Source organism: Paenarthrobacter ureafaciens, from assembly GCF_004028095.1.
Lineage (GTDB): Bacteria > Actinomycetota > Actinomycetes > Actinomycetales > Micrococcaceae > Arthrobacter > Arthrobacter ureafaciens.
The window spans coordinates 2,058,938-2,075,889 of the sequence record NZ_SBHM01000007.1 but is presented as its reverse complement, the minus strand read 5'-3'; the positions used below and the strand labels follow the sequence as shown (position 1 = coordinate 2,075,889).

14 protein-coding genes and 1 tRNA gene are annotated in these 16,952 nt (G+C 64.0%); 10 read left to right on the top strand and 5 right to left on the bottom strand.

Annotated elements, in window-relative coordinates; genetic code table 11:
* The first annotated feature begins 46 nt into the window (after positions 1-46).
* Positions 47-136: transfer RNA gene (locus AUR_RS14010), tRNA-Ser, on the top strand.
* A 192-nt stretch (positions 137-328) separates the two neighbouring features.
* Here the strand turns inward: AUR_RS14010 and AUR_RS14005 are convergent.
* The 3 genes from AUR_RS14005 to AUR_RS13995 are packed head-to-tail and all read right to left on the bottom strand — an operon-like array spanning position 329 to position 1,346.
* A complete protein-coding gene (locus AUR_RS14005; RefSeq protein WP_128397191.1) occupies positions 329-580 on the bottom strand; it encodes a hypothetical protein in 252 nt (83 codons plus the stop codon).
* Positions 561-1,103 carry a hypothetical protein gene (locus tag AUR_RS14000; protein WP_062095208.1) on the bottom strand — a complete coding sequence of 181 codons (543 nt, stop codon included), beginning with the start codon at positions 1,101-1,103 and terminating at the stop codon, positions 561-563. Before AUR_RS14000 ends, AUR_RS14005 begins: the two co-directional genes overlap by 20 nt.
* A gap of 18 nt (positions 1,104-1,121) precedes the next feature.
* A complete protein-coding gene (locus AUR_RS13995) occupies positions 1,122-1,346 on the bottom strand; it encodes a hypothetical protein (RefSeq protein WP_062095206.1) in 225 nt (74 codons plus the stop codon).
* A 643-nt stretch (positions 1,347-1,989) separates the two neighbouring features.
* Between AUR_RS13995 and AUR_RS13990 the strand changes: the two genes are divergently transcribed.
* Complete coding sequence (locus AUR_RS13990) at positions 1,990-3,354, top strand: ArnT family glycosyltransferase (RefSeq protein ID WP_241650927.1); 1,365 nt, start codon at positions 1,990-1,992, stop codon at positions 3,352-3,354.
* A gap of 29 nt (positions 3,355-3,383) precedes the next feature.
* On the top strand, positions 3,384-4,712 hold the full coding sequence (locus AUR_RS13985; protein ID WP_128397190.1) for a glycoside hydrolase family protein: 1,329 nt from the start codon (positions 3,384-3,386) through the stop codon (positions 4,710-4,712).
* Here the strand turns inward: AUR_RS13985 and AUR_RS13980 are convergent.
* Positions 4,709-5,701, bottom strand: coding sequence for an Lrp/AsnC family transcriptional regulator (locus AUR_RS13980; RefSeq protein WP_069694707.1), 993 nt, complete (start codon positions 5,699-5,701; stop codon positions 4,709-4,711). The genes AUR_RS13985 and AUR_RS13980 overlap by 4 nt on opposite strands.
* A 96-nt stretch (positions 5,702-5,797) precedes the next feature.
* Between AUR_RS13980 and AUR_RS13975 the strand changes: the two genes are divergently transcribed.
* From AUR_RS13975 to AUR_RS13945, 6 genes are all read left to right on the top strand, one after another.
* Positions 5,798-6,583, top strand: a complete 786-nt coding sequence (locus tag AUR_RS13975) for an RNA polymerase sigma factor (protein WP_062095195.1) — start codon at positions 5,798-5,800, stop codon at positions 6,581-6,583.
* Positions 6,584-6,626: 43 nt separating this feature from the next.
* The gene (locus tag AUR_RS13970; RefSeq protein WP_062095193.1) at positions 6,627-7,244 is read left to right on the top strand and encodes a hypothetical protein; all 618 of its coding nucleotides are present in this window, start codon (positions 6,627-6,629) and stop codon (positions 7,242-7,244) included.
* 105 nt (positions 7,245-7,349) lie between these two features.
* Entirely contained in the window at positions 7,350-8,078 is a 729-nt protein-coding gene (locus AUR_RS13965; protein WP_062095191.1) for a YcnI family copper-binding membrane protein, read from the top strand.
* Between the two features lie 103 nt (positions 8,079-8,181).
* On the top strand, positions 8,182-8,823 hold the full coding sequence (locus AUR_RS20395) for a DUF4232 domain-containing protein (RefSeq protein WP_206616279.1): 642 nt from the start codon (positions 8,182-8,184) through the stop codon (positions 8,821-8,823).
* A gap of 56 nt (positions 8,824-8,879) precedes the next feature.
* On the top strand, positions 8,880-13,904 hold the full coding sequence (locus tag AUR_RS13950) for a DNA glycosylase AlkZ-like family protein (protein ID WP_128397188.1): 5,025 nt from the start codon (positions 8,880-8,882) through the stop codon (positions 13,902-13,904).
* Positions 13,897-14,727 (top strand): DNA-formamidopyrimidine glycosylase family protein, encoded by an 831-nt coding sequence (locus AUR_RS13945; protein WP_062095185.1) that lies wholly within the window; start codon positions 13,897-13,899, stop codon positions 14,725-14,727. Before AUR_RS13950 ends, AUR_RS13945 begins: the two co-directional genes overlap by 8 nt.
* Here AUR_RS13945 and yczE read toward each other — a convergent pair.
* Positions 14,694-15,368, bottom strand: a complete 675-nt coding sequence (gene yczE, locus AUR_RS13940; RefSeq protein WP_062099012.1) for a membrane protein YczE — start codon at positions 15,366-15,368, stop codon at positions 14,694-14,696. The two genes, AUR_RS13945 and yczE, sit on opposite strands and share 34 nt — an antisense overlap.
* A gap of 61 nt (positions 15,369-15,429) precedes the next feature.
* On the opposite strand from yczE, the gene yczR reads away from it, so the two are divergent.
* Positions 15,430-16,881 (top strand): MocR-like transcription factor YczR, encoded by a 1,452-nt coding sequence (gene yczR, locus AUR_RS13935; protein WP_062095183.1) that lies wholly within the window; start codon positions 15,430-15,432, stop codon positions 16,879-16,881.
* Positions 16,882-16,952 lie beyond the last annotated feature (71 nt).

The following is a 16,952-nucleotide window of genomic DNA, read 5'->3' as shown; positions in this document are numbered from 1 at the left end:
GGCCGTTTTGGGGAACGGGGCCCAACTCCGGTACCCTATTTCAGTTGGTGACGTGTCCGAGCGGCCGAAGGTGCAACACTCGAAATGTTGTTTGGTGTAACAGCCAACGTGGGTTCAAATCCCACCGTCACCGCCATATAGCGAGGCCCCGGTTCCCATTGTTTGATGGGAACCGGGGCCTTTTGCTTTGCTCGAATCAGTCAGGCGGGCACAGCTCCTTGGCGCGATGCTGGTCTACGCGGGTTCTCGGAGGAATGCCTAACGAGCTCATGCGTCGGCGCGAGCATGAATTACTGGGCCCGCCGCCGATGGACTGAAGAATTCGGGCTTAGCTGGCTACTCGCCGGCCGGTCTGATTCTGTGACTTGACTGCGTAGTTAGGTGTCCGCTTGATCGGAGTGACGGTAGACCTGGTGATCGGTGGCAACTTCATTTCAGACAGCCGCTTCTGGGCGGGTGAAGTCTTCCGGTTCAACTGCTCGTCCAGGGTAACCTTCAGCCGGGCTGCCAGAATCTCACGGCGCAATTTCTTGAACACCTGTTCTTTGCGAGCTCTGTCTTTATCTGTCTGCGGAGCCATCTGCCTCCTCCCGCTGGTTCCTGGACTGGTTCTTGTCCTCATTCTCTCCCGTAACAGGAGGGTCGTCTACGTTATAGAAACTCCGAACAATAGCCTTCTCTTCCTCATTAAGGCCGTTGAGCTTGGAAGCCTCGTTGATGAGTTGCTCAATGCTATCGTCCTGCATCTCAGTGTCGGTGACTTCCCACACGGCATCCAGGAGTTCTTTGTCTTTCGGGGTAGCCAACTCGCTTCGGGCAAGAAGATCCAGCATCCCGGTCCCGTAGGAATACATCTCATCGTTATCTGACGCGGATGCCTCCAGCGCCCATTGGGTCCTGCGCCACCACTCCGACCGGGCATCGGCCTCGCGTTTCTGCCTGATGCTCCACCAACCGATCAGGAACGCCACGACGGCCGCCAAGAGAGTCGCATAGGAACCAAAGGCGCCCCAAACCTGCCAGTCCTGTGCCGGACCCGGCTTCAAGCCTTCAATCGCCGCGACGACCCGGTCGACTATCTGCTGTATCTGCTGCTCGTCCATATGGCCGGTGCCGTTGGGCTATTTCACTTCGTCGGCGTGCTTGGTGATCGCGTTGGCAATGACCTTGCAGCCTTCCGGATCCACCGCGCCCAGGATAGGGGCCGCGAAGTTAAGTACTCCGTTCAAGCGCAGGGTGCTGACCAATTCCAGCTCAGCTTCAAACTGTTTGGGCAGCTTGCCGTCTTCCCGGAGAGGATACTCAGGGTCGACCTCATGGACAGGCGGAAGATCGAATTCGGGCACTTATCCAACTCTCAGTCGTTGCTGCCAACATGCCTCCATAGCTCACCGGCCCCAAGAGAAAACCGGCAGGCGCTTCAAGCCATGTGTGTTTCCGCAGAAACACCAGCGCCAAAGCATCGAACATGACAATACCAACAGCCCGGAAGCAACCGAGCCAGATGTTGCAGTTGTCCACAATGCGGCGAAAGACATGACGCGTTTTCTGACCACGGCGGCCACGACCGCATCCCTCCCGTTGCCGCCCAGGGCACCTTCCGCGCTTATCCGTGACGACGCAATCGATGGCAATTCCCGCGTCACGGAACCCCGGATGTCCGCACTTGCACATAAGTGAGGGCTTCCAGCCGAGCTGCGAAGCCCGATCTTTGCACTTCGCAGGATGTAGGTACAGCACCCGCCCAATGCGAACACCATTTTGGAGGGCATCATCAACTCGCTAAAGCCACGTGTACCGGCGTCGGAAACGAGCAAGCCGCAGCCCGCCAACCTGATCCAAAGGGTAATTCGGCAACCCATGTGGGTGGCAGTGTTGTTGGCACTCCTTGCCTTGGAGTTTCGGGCATCCGGCGTTCAGCGCGCAAACGATGTGTTTATCGACGAAGTGACCTACGCAGACTTGGCTGGGCAGATAGCAGGTGGCCACATGCCATCCATTCTGGGCAAACCCTTTTTCCTTCATCCCCCAGGCTCCTACGCTCTCAACGCTTTGGTCATGCGCCTATGCGGCCTTGAAGGACACCCCTTGGATCTGGCCTTGCAATTACGCTGGGTCAACACTGTCCTCGGAACAGTGACAGTGGTTGTCTGTTTTCTTGTGGTCCGCCGTCTGGTTGGGACGGGGCCCGCTGCGCTGGCCGGCATCGTCCTGGCCAGTGACCCCTTTGTGCTGCGCATGGACGGGCGGCTCATGATGGAGCCACCCGCTGGCCTGGCAGTTCTTTCAGGGTGGCTCCTGGTGTTGCTGTTGCTTAACCGCAAGTGGCGGGCCGCACGCCTGTGGCTTGAGATCTGCGCCGGACTGGTCTTCGGGCTCGCCATCGTCACGAAAGATATGACCGTAGTCTTCACTGTGGTCCCGCTGCTGCTCGGCGTGTTCTGGCGCAACACCGTTCCCCCGCTGACCGCCATGAGAGTCATCGCCGCGGCCATGGTCCCTTACGCAATTTATCTTGGTTGGATTACCGCCAACGGGCTGCTGCCTCAGTTCGTGGACCAGAAGTCGGTGGGTGTCCTGAGGATGGCCGGCGCTGTCCAGATGACCGGCTTCAATTCAGTGGCGGGCGTTAGTTTGACGGACCGGCTCATGGATATGGTCGGTCGGTTCGGAACCAGCTATGTACTGTTGGGGCTTTCCATCGTTGCCGGTGCAATCGCCGCTTTTTCCCCTTTGGCGGACCGTCGCGTGATCGGTTTGTTCTCTCTGCTGACAGGCTTGGTTGGTATCTACTCGGTCTTTTTTGGAGCGGCAGAGGAACAATTCGGCTACTGCGTGGTGCTGGCGGCACTGGTTTCAACGCCCGTGGCGGTCATGATGGTGGTCGACTGGCTCCCCCGGCTTCGCTGGACCGCCGTCACGGCCTCCGCATTGATGGTCGTGCTCAGTCTCGCGCTGGGGATACAGGCCAGGTCAGTCGTGGATGACGGTCTTGTCAGTGCACGGGATTGGATGAACACCGAACTGCCCGTGTCCTCGAAGGTGGGCCTGACGTCCGTGACAGGCGAGTTCGCGTTGCTGCCGCATGAAGGTTGGGAAGTCCTGCCATCCCTGCAGTCCCTCAGGGATGGAGGCGCCCAGTACGTTCTGACCCAAGGACGGCAGCTGGGTGAGGGCTACGGCTTTGCGGCACCTGAGCTTCTGGACTGGCTCAAAAACAACGCACGGCCCGTTTTCACATTTACCGGCCCGACGTCCGGGGACACGGTCGTTTGGCAGTTGGACCGAACAAAACTCGACGCCGCGGTGGCCGGAGGACTGACTCTCCCCCCGATCAGCGGCGGGTACCGGTGAATCGCCGGATCCTCTCGACTGTGTTGGCGGTGACGATGGCAAGTGCCGGCGCCGGATGCAGCGTTGGGCCCGATCAGGGCATTCCGGGCTCCATGTCCTTTGGGGTTTTGGGCTCCACGTGCGCTCCCGATCGACTCGCCGCGCTCCGAGACGCCGGAATTTCCGTTGTTGAGCTGCCGTTGGCTTGGGATCGCTACCAGCCGGTGGATAGGCGCGTGGACCGCCACTACGTTGCCCAGGTACAACAACAGCTGGCGGACTGTCGTGACGCCGGCATGCAAGTCGTGCTGTCCCCCGGCATGCACTACCCGCCCAAGTGGGTGCGAAAGCTGCCCGGCGGTTCCTTGAAGGGAAGCGCAGGAGGCACTCCCAAAAAAGCCGGGGCCGAGCTGGTGTTCAGCGCCAAGGTCCGGGAAACCGCCCATGACTATCTGGCAGGCATCCTTCCGGAGCTGGGATTCAATGGCATCGCAGCCATACGGGTAGGGACGAATGCCGGTGGGGAGTTAGGGTACCCGGGGCCTGACGATGGCGGACATGAAGGTGAGTTCTGGGCATTTGGTGACGCCCCGCAGTCCGGCAAAGGTCTGGCTGAAGGCGTATCACCGTCCCCAATGCCGGGGTGGGTCCCGGGTTCACCTTCGTGGAACGGGAGTTCAGTGACTGACGGGCAGGTCCAGGGGTGGTGGGACTGGTACGCCCGATCTGTGGTCGATGCGGTGGCATGGCAGATACACGAACTAAGGGAGCTCGGATATCAGGGACGAGTGCACGTGCCGGTTGCGGGCCGTGGGGTCCTGCCGGCGGACAAGGCGAAAGCCATCAAAGGACGTCTGGACGGGCGGGCCAATCCAGACGGAGCCCAGGAACGGGGCCTGGACTACCCCGCCCAATTCGCGGTCCTGTCAACGTTGCCGGGCGTGGACGTGGATTTCACCGGCCTGGACGACATATCCGCCGTCGAAGCACGCAATGCTTTGCCTCCGCAGGACCAATGCCACCCGAGCGACGACGACGATGTGCTGCACGACAGTGCCTCCCTGTGGTCGTCCCACAGGTACACGAGCGCCTTGGCCCGACGCGCCGGCCTGGGATTGGTGGGGGAAAACCCCGGCCCGGCGGACTGGCCATTTACGGGAGGTTCGCCACGCTCAGACAGCCTTTCCGATCAGCTGCGAAGAGCTCCGCAATATGCCAAGGAATGCGGCATGACGATGTTCTTGTTCGGTTTCGAAGCGTGTTTGTTCGAGGGCAAAGAGCACAACGAAAGCGGGGTCAACGTTGATGACTACAAGAAAGTCATCCAGGAAACCCGAGCCCTGCAGTACCCGGAACGATCCCGAAAACCGCCAGTCTAAATCTCCTGGATAATCCTCCGGCCGTCCGTGTCCAGGCGCTTGCCCATGTGCTTCGGTGTCCGCAACACAATCGACCGGTCGGCGATCTCCACGTAGGGCAGCTGCTCGCCGAGTTGGCGCTCCAGCACAGCCATGTCCTCGACTCCGCGCAACCACACCGCCATCGCGATGGAATGCGTGCCGCCAGTCGTGACAACCAGCCGCGCTTCGTTCAATCCGGCCAGGCTTGCGGCGACAAGATCGACCTTTGACGCCGGGGCGCTCAGGAAGTACCAGACGCAGACCGGCCAGGGTGAGGATGTCCGCGCCAGTTCCAGCCGGACCACCACCCTTTGCGAACCCAGGACGTTGGCCAGCGCGGTCTTTGCCCGTGTAGGGCTGATGCGCAGCAGTCGGGCAAGGTCGGCAACGGACGTCCTGCCGTCCATCAGCAGGATCCCGGCCAAATCCTTCTCGACCTCGGCACTGACTGCCGAGGCCCGCGGAGTTGGCAACGGCACAGCCCTTTCGAGCGCCCGCACTTCGTCAGTCGCCAAGGACCTCAGACGCCACTTCCGTGCATCCGTGATCATCCTGGTGACCCGGTGCGTACGCGTGCTGGTGATCCCCTCCACTGCGGGAATCCGGTCCAGGAGGAACGTGGAAAGTTCGGCGTCGGTACTGCAGAAGACCGTAAGAATAAGGTCACGGGCTCCGGCGGTCTGGTCGACGGAAACCACCTCCCGGTCGCGGACCAGACCTTGTATGACTGCCGACATCATGGACGGCGCACACGTGACGTCGATGATGGCACCAACAAACCTGGCCCCGGATCCTTTGTAGGACGTCATCCAGGCGAGCCCTCGGTCCTGGAGGACGTTCCACCTTCGTGCAAGCGTGACGGCGTCGGCGCCAACCACTGGAGCCAAAGCCGTCCATGGTGCCCTGGGCCTCACTTGGAGGGCATGCAAAAGCCTCAGGTCACGCTCGTCGAAATCGAAATCCTGCATGGGCAGTCCGTTTTTCCCACTTTCCTGCATCTTCGGTGAATCCAATCATGCTCTTCCTAGGTTTGGGCCGCTCGCCCCGACCCTGAAAGGCAAAGTGTGGAACCCCCAACCACTGCAGCCGCCGACTCCCCCAATGCCCGCGACAATCACTTGATAGAACTCGTCCGGCAAGGACACCTGTCCGCATTCGATGAACTTTACAGACGCCATAAAAATGCAGCCGTTTACGTGGCACGCAGGGAGGCAGACAACCTCAGCGACGTGGACGATGTTGTTGCCGAAGCCTTCCTGGCCGTCCTCGTGGCTTTGGAAGCCGGCAAAGGACCGAACGCGTACTTCCGCTCCTATGTGCTGACCACGACGCGCCGGATGGCCCACCAACGCAACGCCGGCGCCAGGCGCCGGGCGGCCTTTGACCGGGACAGGGCGCTCGCGCAAACAAGCCAGGAGGCAGACGCTTTCGTCGCACTGTTCGAATCAACCACCCTGCTGCGGGCCTTCCGCTCGCTCCCCACCCGATGGCAACGGGTGCTGTGGTGCGTGGACATTGAGGGCATGAGGCACACCGAGGCGGGAGAATACGTGGGGGTGAACCCCAACGGCGTTGCCTCGTTACTGATCCGCGCCCGCGAGGGTCTCCGCCAGGCGTATCTCCAGGCACACGTCCGCCAGCCCGCCGGCAAAGGCTGTTCCGAAATCTCGCAGCTCCTGGCGCGGTTGGCGCGGGACTCGGCGACCGCCGCCGCCAGGAGGCGGGCAGAAAGCCATCTGGCGGGCTGCCTGCACTGCGCCGAAGCACTGTCCGAGCTTCTGGAGATCGAACGCACCCTGAGGCCGTCCTCGGTTGAACGCTCCGCCAGCCCTTTCCAGAAATCCCGATAGAATCGGAGGTGCCCAAGCAGCCGGCCAACACAGGGAGGACACAGTGCGCACTCTGCAGCACCGGACTCCCTTCCATGCCTTGCGCTCTTCGGCGATCGCCACGGTGATCGTGCTGCTGGCCGCAAGTGCCCACGTTGCCGGCGGCGGCGAACTCCCCACGTTCCCGGTTCTCTTGGCGCTGGTTGCCGTAACGGGCCTGGCCACCACCTTCGCTTCCCGGTTCAAGCTGAACCTGGTGGCAATGTCCGCGCTTCTTAGCGCGAGCCAGTTCATCCTGCACGACGCTTTCAGCGCCTTTGCACCGGTGGGTGCTGCCGGACCACGAGGCAGTCACCACGTGGGAACCGAGCTCCTGACACCCGTGCTGGACCCCGCTGCCCACCTTCATGATCCGGGAACTGCCGCCGGAGCCCTCATGCTGGTGGCGCACGCTCTGGCCACCGTCGCGTCCGCAGTTGCCTTGTCGAAGGGCGAGGATGCGCTGTGGCAGCTTGCAGCCTGGCTCCGGCCGCTTGCTGTACTGCCCACACTGCTTTTCAAGCCCGACGCCGGTGCCACGCCACTGGTCGTCGGCGCACCCGTGGTTTTCATCCCCCGCCCGTGGCGGAACCTCAGGCAAGACAGCCGGCGCGGCCCGCCGGCCGCCGTCGTGCATTCCTGACTCCGCCCGGCACCCAAAGTTCACAACAAGCAAAAGCCTTGTGAGGTGACGGGCTAAAAACCTGTACCCAGCGCCGCTCAGAGGCGCACCTTGAAAGGCATTCCCATGAACAAGTCCGTACTCCGCCGTGCCCTGTCCACGACCGCTGCAGCCGGTGCCACCGCTGCCCTGATGATGGCCGGACTCGCCGGGGCGTCCGCCCACGTCGGCGCCGATCCAAACAAGACCGCTGCCAACTCCTACGCGCTGGTCACCTTTGGCATTCCGCACGGCTGCGATACCTCCCCCACCACGAAGGTGACCATCACGCTGCCTGAGGAACTGACGGATGCGCAGCCCACGGTGAACCCCAACTGGACCGTTGAGAAGGTGACCGAAACCCTCGACGCACCGAAGAAGCTGGACGACGGGACCAGCATCACCAAACGCACCGGCCAGATCGTCTACACGGCCAAGACCCCGCTGGATCCGCACCTGCGGGATGCCTTGGTGTTGTCGGTCAAGCTGCCTGATGCAGCGGGCAAGACCATCTACTTCCCCACGCTGCAGACCTGCGAGCAGGGCCAGGTGGATTGGTCCGAAGTTCCCAAGGATGGCCGGAAAGAGGATGACCTCAAGTCCCCCGCCCCTTCGGTGACCATCACCCCTGCCGACTCGTCCGGCGGCCACCACGGCGTGTCAACGGAAACCACTGAGCAGGCCGCTTCCGTGACCAGCGACGACTCGACCGCACTTGGTTGGGCCGGTTTGATCGCCGGCTTGGCCGGCCTGGTTCTGGGAGGCGCGGCGTTCCTCCGCAGCCGGACCGCAAAGACGGGCACAACAACCAAGTAGCCCTGCACGATTGGCGCCCGGAAGATCACAATCCGGGCGCCAATCCGTGGCGGTCGCCGTGGCTCGATTGACTCCCGCCACGGCCGCAGCAAGGCTGGTGCCCATGTGGACTCAGCGCATCAAGACCGGACTTTTGACGACGACGGCGGCTGCCTCGCTGCTGATGCTGGCCGCCTGCGGGCCCAGCCCGAGCCCTTCGGGGAGCAGCAGCGCACCGCCAAGTTCATCCACGCCGTCCGCTTCGCCCTCGCAGTCGTCGACGTCGACTGCTCCGTCCGGAAGCACCTCACCGTCGGCAGCCCCCACGTCCGCTGCTCCGGCCGCGCCCGCCTTGTGCAAGGCGGATTCGTTGACTGCAACAACGGACGCCACCGGTGGCGGCGCTGCCGGAAGCATCTACGAGAAACTGATTCTGACCAACTCAGGCTCGGCAACCTGTGTCCTGGAAGGCTTCGCCGGGGTGTCCCTCACAGCCAACGCCACGGGAGATCCCATTGGCGAACCGGCCACGCGGGAAACGACCACGCCCGTCACTAGGATCGAGCTGGCCCCCGGCAAGTCCGCATGGGCGGAGCTTCGGTACACGCAGGCCGGGAACTACGGCGACTGCACCAAGGTCCCGGCAGCGGGATACCGCATCTACCCGCCCGAAGACACGGCATCCCTGTTCGTCGCCGAACCCCACGATGCCTGCAGCAACATGGGCATCAAGCTCTTGAGCATCACCGCATTCCAAGCGGTCTAAACCGCCTCCCCACGGGCCGGGCTTATTATGTCCGGGCCGTGGGGCATGATGGAGGAATGCAGGAGCAGCAGGCGTCCACAGGCGCCATGAGCCGTTTCAGCCAGGCAACCAGGGAATGGTTCCTCGGCGCTTTCAGTGAGCCCACGGCCGCCCAGGATGGCGCGTGGAATGCCATTTCCTCCGGCTCCCATGCCTTGGTGGTAGCCCCCACCGGTTCGGGAAAAACCCTGGCCGCGTTCCTCTGGGCGTTGGACAGGCTGCACGCTGCCCCGTCGGATGCTTTGCCGGGACTTGAGGAGGTTCCGGCGCCGGCCAAGGGCCGCGCCAAGCGTCCCAAGACCAAGACCCGCGTCCTCTATATATCGCCGCTCAAGGCCCTCGGCGTGGACGTGGAACGCAACCTCCGCGCCCCGCTGATCGGCATCACGCAAACGGCAAAGCGTTTGGGCCTGCCCGCACCGCTGGTGACGGTTGGCGTCCGTTCGGGAGATACGACGGCGGCAGATCGCCGCTCGCTGCTGTCCAACCCTCCGGACATCCTCATTACAACGCCGGAGTCCCTGTTCCTGATGCTGACGTCGCGTGCACGCGAGACGCTCAGCGAAGTGGACACCGTGATCATCGACGAAGTCCACGCTGTTGCCGGCACCAAGCGCGGTGCCCACCTCGCTGTATCGCTGGAACGCCTGGACGCGCTATTGCCCAAGCCCGCTCAACGCATCGGGTTGTCCGCCACAGTGCAGCCGCGCGAGTTGGTGGCCCAATTCCTTGCCGGGCAGGCTCCGGTGGAGATCGTTGCTCCCCCCTCCAAGAAAAACTGGAACCTGACGGTCACCGTGCCTGTTGAGGACATGTCGGACCTCCAGGGTGCTGCCGGCGCATTCGATTCCGGGCCGGCTTCCGGATTGCAGCCGCAAGCTTCCATCTGGCCGCACGTTGAGGAGCAGATTGTGGATCTGGTCCTCTCCAAGCAGTCCACCATTGTCTTTGCCAATTCACGTCGCCTTTCGGAGCGGCTGACCGCCCGGTTGAACGAGATCTACGCGGAACGCCAACTCATGGCGGAGGCGGGTTCACCGTGGGCTGAGCCGGCTGCCGGGAATACGGAGGACTGGGGCGCCGGACCAGGGCAGGATGACGCTTCCGCTGCATCCCGGGCCAAGGCGCCTGTTTCCACCGCAACACCCGCTCACATGATGGCCCAGGCAGGCAGCACCAGCGGAAGCGATCCCGTTCTTGCCAGGGCACACCATGGTTCAGTGTCCAAGGACCAACGGGCCATGATCGAGGACGACCTCAAATCCGGCAGGCTGCGCTGTGTTGTTGCAACGTCATCACTGGAACTAGGCATCGACATGGGCGCGGTGGACCTTGTCATCCAGGTAGAGTCCCCGCCCTCGGTTGCCAGTGGCCTCCAGCGCGTCGGTCGTGCCGGGCACCAAGTAGGCGAGATCTCCGAGGGCGTCCTCTTCCCCAAGCACCGGGCCGACCTCCTCCACACGAGCGTCACGGTGGAGCGGATGCTCAGTGGCCAGATTGAGCGGCTGAGCATCCCCACCAACCCGCTGGACGTCCTTGCCCAGCAGACCGTCGCGGCCACCGCATTGGAGAGCATCGACGTCGAGGAATGGTTCAGCACCGTTCGCCGCTCGGCGCCGTTCGCCAGCCTCCCCCGGTCAGCCTTCGAGGCCACGCTGGACCTCCTGGCAGGCCGGTACCCCTCCGATGAGTTTGCCGAGCTGCGGCCCCGCATCGTGTGGGACCGCCACGCAGGAACCATTGAAGGCAGGCCCGGATCCCAGCGGCTGGCGGTCACGTCCGGCGGCACCATTCCCGACCGCGGCCTCTTCGGCGTGTACATCATCGGTACCGAAGTTGAAGGGACCGGTTCCTCCGGTGGCTCTGACGGCGACGGCCCGAGCCCATCGTCCCGCGCAGCCAAGGGCGGCCGCCGCGTGGGCGAGCTCGACGAGGAAATGGTCTACGAATCCCGCGTCGGGGACGTCTTCGCCCTCGGAGCAACCAGCTGGAAAATTGAGGACATCACGCATGACCGTGTCCTCGTCTCCCCTGCCTTCGGGCAGCCGGGCAAATTGCCGTTCTGGAAGGGTGACTCCCTGGGCCGTCCCGTGGACCTCGGACGTGCACTGGGCGCGTTCATCCGGGAACTTTCGGCAGCTGATACCGGGCCGGCCATGGAACGCTGCCAGGCCAGCGGTCTGGACACCTTCGCGGCAAGCAACCTGATTCAATACCTCGAGGAGCAAAAGCAGGCCACCGAGGTTGTGCCCAGCGACCGAACGCTGGTGGTGGAACGCTTCCACGATGAACTGGGTGACTGGCGGGTGGTCCTCCACAGCCCCTTCGGCATGCCGGTCCATGCGCCGTGGGCCCTTGCTGTGGGGCAGAGGCTCCAGCAGCGTTACGGCCTGGACGGATCGGCGATGGCTGCCGATGACGGCATTGTGCTCAGGGTGCCCATGATGGAGGACGAGCCTCCCGGTGCGGAGCTGTTCCTCTTCGATCCGGAGGAACTGGAACAGATCGTCACCGCAGAGGTGGGCGGCAGCGCTCTCTTCGCGTCGCGGTTCCGGGAATGCGCTGCCCGCGCTTTGCTGCTGCCGCGCCAAAATCCCACCAAGCGGCAACCGCTGTGGCAGCAACGCCAGCGTTCCGCCCAGCTGCTGGATGTCGCCAAGAAGTACCCGTCTTTCCCCATCGTGCTGGAAACCGTGCGCGAATGCTTGCAGGACGTCTACGATCTCCCGGCTCTCAAGGACATCGCAGCCTCCGTGGAACGCAGGGAACTGCGGATTGTCGAAACCACTACGCAGCAGCCATCTCCTTTCGCCAAATCATTGTTGTTCGGCTACGTCGCCCAGTTCCTCTATGAGGGCGACTCCCCCCTGGCCGAGCGCAGGGCTGCAGCTCTTGCCCTCGACTCCACCCTCCTGAACGAGCTCCTGGGCAGGGTGGAACTCCGTGAGCTCCTGGACGCAGCAGTCATCGATTCCACCGAGCGGGAGCTGCAACGGCTGGTTCCGGATCGTCGGGTCCGTGGGATGGAAGGCATTGCGGACCTCCTCCGGCTGCTGGGTCCGCTGGACGTGGAGGAAGTAGCCGAGCGCCTGCAAGGGCAGGAACTGGTTCAGGAGCAGGAACAGCTGCTGAACCGGGAACAGTTTCCGGACCATGCGGAGGACCAGGAACTCACCGAAGACAAAGCCCTTCCTCCCGGAACTCCCGCTGAGGCAGAGCAGCACCTGTTGGCACTGCAGAAAGCGAACCGCGCCCTCAAGGTGACAATCGGCGGCGTCGAACGCTTTGCTGCCATTGAAGACGCGGCGCGGCTTCGCGATGCAATCGGTGTTCCCCTTCCCATGGGTGTGCCGCTGGCCTTTATCGAACCTGTGCAGGACCCGCTGGGAGACCTCGTTTCCCGTTACGCCCGCACGCATGGACCATTCACTGCGGCCGAAGCGGCGACGCGGCTGGGACTGGGCGTCGCCGTCGTCAATAGTGCCCTGAAACGGCTGGCGGCAGACGGCAGGGTTGTGGAGGGTGAGTTCCGACCACACGCCGTCGCCGCAACCCTGGACCCTGAAACCACCGATCCCGAGTTGATGGGCCCGGAAGCTCCTCCTGCCAGCGAATGGTGCGACGCCGAGGTCTTGCGGAAATTGCGGCGCCGCTCCCTCGCTGCGTTGCGGGCGGAAGTGGAACCGGTGGACGCCGCCGCTTACGGTCGCTTCCTTCCCGCATGGCAAAACGTCAGTGCCCAGGGAAAGTCGAGGGGCTCGGCCCTGCGGGGTCTGGATGGCATCATCACTGCCGTGGACCAACTGTCCGGGGTTCCCGTCCCGGCATCGGCATGGGAACCGTTGGTGCTGGCCAGCAGGGTGGCCGACTACAAACCCGCGATGCTCGACGAGCTCATGGCAGCGGGTGAACTGCTGTGGTCCGGAGCCGGCCAGCTGCCCGGCAATGACGGATGGATCAGCCTCCACGTTGCAGACTCTGCCGAACTGACCCTGAGCCCTTCGCCGGACTTCGAACCGGGCGATGCCCAGCAGCGCCTGCTGGACTACCTCAGTGCCGGCGGCGGCTACTTCTTCCGGCAACTGACGGACGTTGCCGGGGGCATGGACGCCGTGCTCAGTGACGACGCCGTCGTCTCAGCGCTGTGGGACCTGGTGTGGGTCGGCAGGGTTACCGGGGATACCTTTGCCCCCGTCCGTGCCATGATCGCCGGAGGACGGACGGCCCACCGGCAAGTTGCGAAAGCCCCGAGGGCCCGTGCACCGCGCATGAGCCGTTTGGGCCGCCACGGTGCAGGCCTCCTTGGCTCCCCGGGATTGAGCGGCGGACGCTACGGTTCAACCGCTGCTTCGGCACCCACGCCGCCGCTCGCCGTCGGGCGTTGGTCCGCGCTTCCCGCCCCGGAGCTCGACCCCACCATCCATGCACGCGGCACCGCGGAGCTCCTGCTGGACAGGTACGGAGTGGTGACGCGCGGGTCCGTCATGGCCGAGAACATCCTGGGCGGGTTTGGGCTGATGTACAAGGTCCTGGCCCGGTTGGAAGAGGCAGGACGGTGCCGCCGGGGCTACTTCATTGAACACCTTGGCGCGGCCCAATTCGCGGTGCCTGCCACAGTGGACAGGCTGCGGTCCTTCACGGAAGACGCCCGGATCTCCAAGGCCGAGCCGTCAGCGTTGGCCTTGGCGGCAACGGACCCGGCGAACCCATACGGCGCGGCCCTCCCGTGGCCGGGTGTGGCCGGTGAAGCCGGTTCGGGACACCGCCCGGGCAGGAAGGCCGGAGCTTTGGTGGTGATGGTCGACGGCGCGTTGGTGCTTTACGTCGAGCGCGGCGGCAAGACCCTGCTCACCTTCAGCCACGACGAGGCTGCCTTGACCGTGGCCGCCGAGGCCTTGGTGGGCGTAGTGCGGAGCGGCGCCGTGGACAAGCTGTTCATGGAGAAAGTGAACGGCCACGATCTCCTGGAGACCCCCATAGCGGTGGCATTGGCTGCCGCCGGCGCCTACTCCACACCGAAGGGACTGCGTATCCGTGCCTGAGGGAGACTCCATTTGGCGGGCAGCACACAAGCTCCACGAGGCCTTGGCAGGGCAGGTCCTCACCGCTTCAGACTTCAGGGTTCCCCGGTTTGCCACACTGAACCTGTCGGGCTGGACCATGGTGGAGGTGGTGCCCCGCGGGAAGCATCTGCTGATGCGTCTGGAGGGGCCGGAAGACACCCTGCCCGGTGCCAGCAAGAAACCGCGGGCATTGACCATCCACTCGCACCTCAAGATGGAGGGCTCATGGATGGTCTACCCGCCCGGGGGCCGATGGACGAAGCCTGGTCATACCGCCCGTTGTGTGCTGCGCACTCCCGTAGGGGACGCGGTCGGTTTCTCCCTGGGAATCCTGGATGTGGTGCCCACCAGCGAGGAAGACAAGATCGTCGGCCACCTCGGGCCGGATCTCCTGGGCCCGGACTGGGACGAAGAGGAGGCCTTACGGAGGTTGCAGGCCGAACCGGACGTTCCCATTGGCTTCGCCTTGCTGGATCAACGCAAGCTTGCCGGGATAGGCAATATCTACCGCTGTGATTCCTGTTTCCTGTCTGGCATCCACCCAGCGCTACCCGTGGGCCAGGTCCCGGACCTTGCAAAAATCGTCACCGACGCCAAGCGCCTCCTCGGTGAAAACCTTGGACCCGGGCGTCGGACTACGCTGGGCCCGCGTGCCATGCGTCCCGGTTACTGGGTGTACGGCAGGACCCGCCAACCCTGCCGGCGCTGCGGTACGCAGATCCGGCACGGCCTCCTCGCGGGACCCGACGGGACCGAAGAGCGGGACATTTACTTCTGCCCCCGGTGCCAGCCGGCGCCCTGAAACGACCTTTCAGGCCGCGTCAGTACCGCCCCTGCGGCGACACCCGGCTCCGCATCAGGCTTGCCCTCCGGGACCATGAACCTCGGCAGCAGCAACTGAACGAGTGGACCAATGGCCAGGGCGTAAACCACCGTGCCAACACCTACCGATCCGCCAAGCAGCCAACCTATCGCCAACACGGTGACCTCTATTCCGGTGCGCACCAGCCGGACGGACCATCCCGTCCGCCGCACGAGGCCGGTCATGAGGCCGTCGCGGGCGCCGGGCCCCAGACGGGCTCCGATGTAGCAGGCCGAAGCGATGCCATTGAGCGCCACCGCTCCCGCCAGCAGGGCGATCTGGCCGCCAAGATGGAAGAACTCCGGGATCAGCCACAAGCCCAGATCCGCAAAGAGGCCCACCAGGACCGCGTTCGCCAGCGTTCCAATACCGGGCATCTGCCGCAGCGGTATCCAGAGGAGAAGCACCAGGAAACTCACCACGATCACCACCACCCCAATGCTGAGGCCCGTCTTTTCCGAGACTCCTTGATGGAACACATCCCAAGGATCAAGGCCAAGGCCGGCTCGAATGAACATCGCCAGAGATATGCCATACATGGCCAGTCCGAGCAGGAGTTGGGTGAGTCTTCGGGTCATCATGAATCCCATAATTCATGAAAACTGGCCTTGTAATCCATAGCCAGTTTGAAATACTGGACTGATGCCGAGTTCACTGAACCCCACCGCCCTGGCCCGACTCCTTGGGTCGTGGAACTCCGGCGCGCTGCCCGCCTACCGTGATCTGGCCGACGTCGTGCGTTTGCTGGTGATGGATGGCCGCATTCCTCTGGACGTCGCCTTGCCGAGCGAAAGGTCGCTGGCGTCCACCCTGGGACTCAGCCGCACCACCATCACCGCCGCCTATGCGAGCCTGCGCGAGCAAGGATTCCTGACAGCGGGCCAAGGCAGTCGAGGGCGGACGAGCATTCCGCACCGGAGTACTCCCGTCAGCATGCCGGGCCTCGCCGCGCCCGAAGGCCTGCTGGACCTGGCCTACGCATCGTTGCCCGCGGCCGGCGAGGTGGTCCACCGTGCCTTCGCGGACGCATTGACCGAGTTGCCGGCGCTCCTGCCGGGATTCGGCTACGACGCCTTGGGCATTCCAGTCCTCCGGGAGGCCATCGCCGCGAAGTACACGGCCGACGACGTACCCACCACCCCGGAGCAAATCCTTGTGACCTCCGGCGCGCAACACGCACTCAACATCATTCTGCGTACACTTGCCGGCAAACAGCACAAAGTGTTGGTGGAGCACCCGAGTTACCCGAACGCCCTCGACGCCATCCGCACCGCGGGCTCCCGCCCCCTGCCCGTCGCGCTGCCCTCCCCCGACGCTCCGGACTCCTGGGACATCGACGCGATGGTCGCTGCCATGCACCAACAACGGCCGGCCATGGCTTACCTGGTTCCGGATTTCCACAATCCCACCGGCCGGCTCATGCCCGACCACTACAGAAAACGCCTGGCACGCGCCGCGGCCTCCTCCGGCACCGTGCTGGTTGTGGATGAGACGCTCCGGGGACTGAACCTCGACGGCGGCACTGCCGCACCGATGTCAGCTTTCAGTCCCGCCGTGGTTTCGATAGGGTCGCTCAGCAAGTCGCACTGGGCAGGGCTCCGGACCGGATGGATCCGCGCCGACGCACCACTGATCACCCGCTTTGTGGCCACCAGGACGACCATGGACCTCGGCGGGCCGGTGGTGGAACAACTCGCAGCGGCACGGCTGGTGCGCTCCTACGCCGAGCCGCTTGGGTCGCGGCTGGAAGAACTGCGCGACAACCGCGCCTCACTGTTGGAACTACTGGCCGAACATCTGCCGGAGTGGGAAGTGGAGCGACCCCAAGGCGGCCTGACTGTCTGGTGTCGCCTCCCCACACCCGGCAGCACCGCACTGACGGTGGTCGCACCGGAATTCGGCGTCCGCTTGGCTGCCGGCCCAAGGTTCGGCGTCGGTGGGGCGTTCGAGCACTACATGCGGGTGCCTTACACACTTCCGCCCGCGCAACTCGAAACCGCGGTCAAGGCGCTCCGGGAGGCACAGGACAAGCTGGGCGATTCCCCGCAACTCCGCCGGAGCCTAAAAGCTGAAGAGAGGTTCGCCGTCGCCTGACCTTTAAGCAGCCTGACCCCATCTGACTGGCAGTAGGGGTTGTTCCCAGCGCTGGGAACAACCCTTAGTGC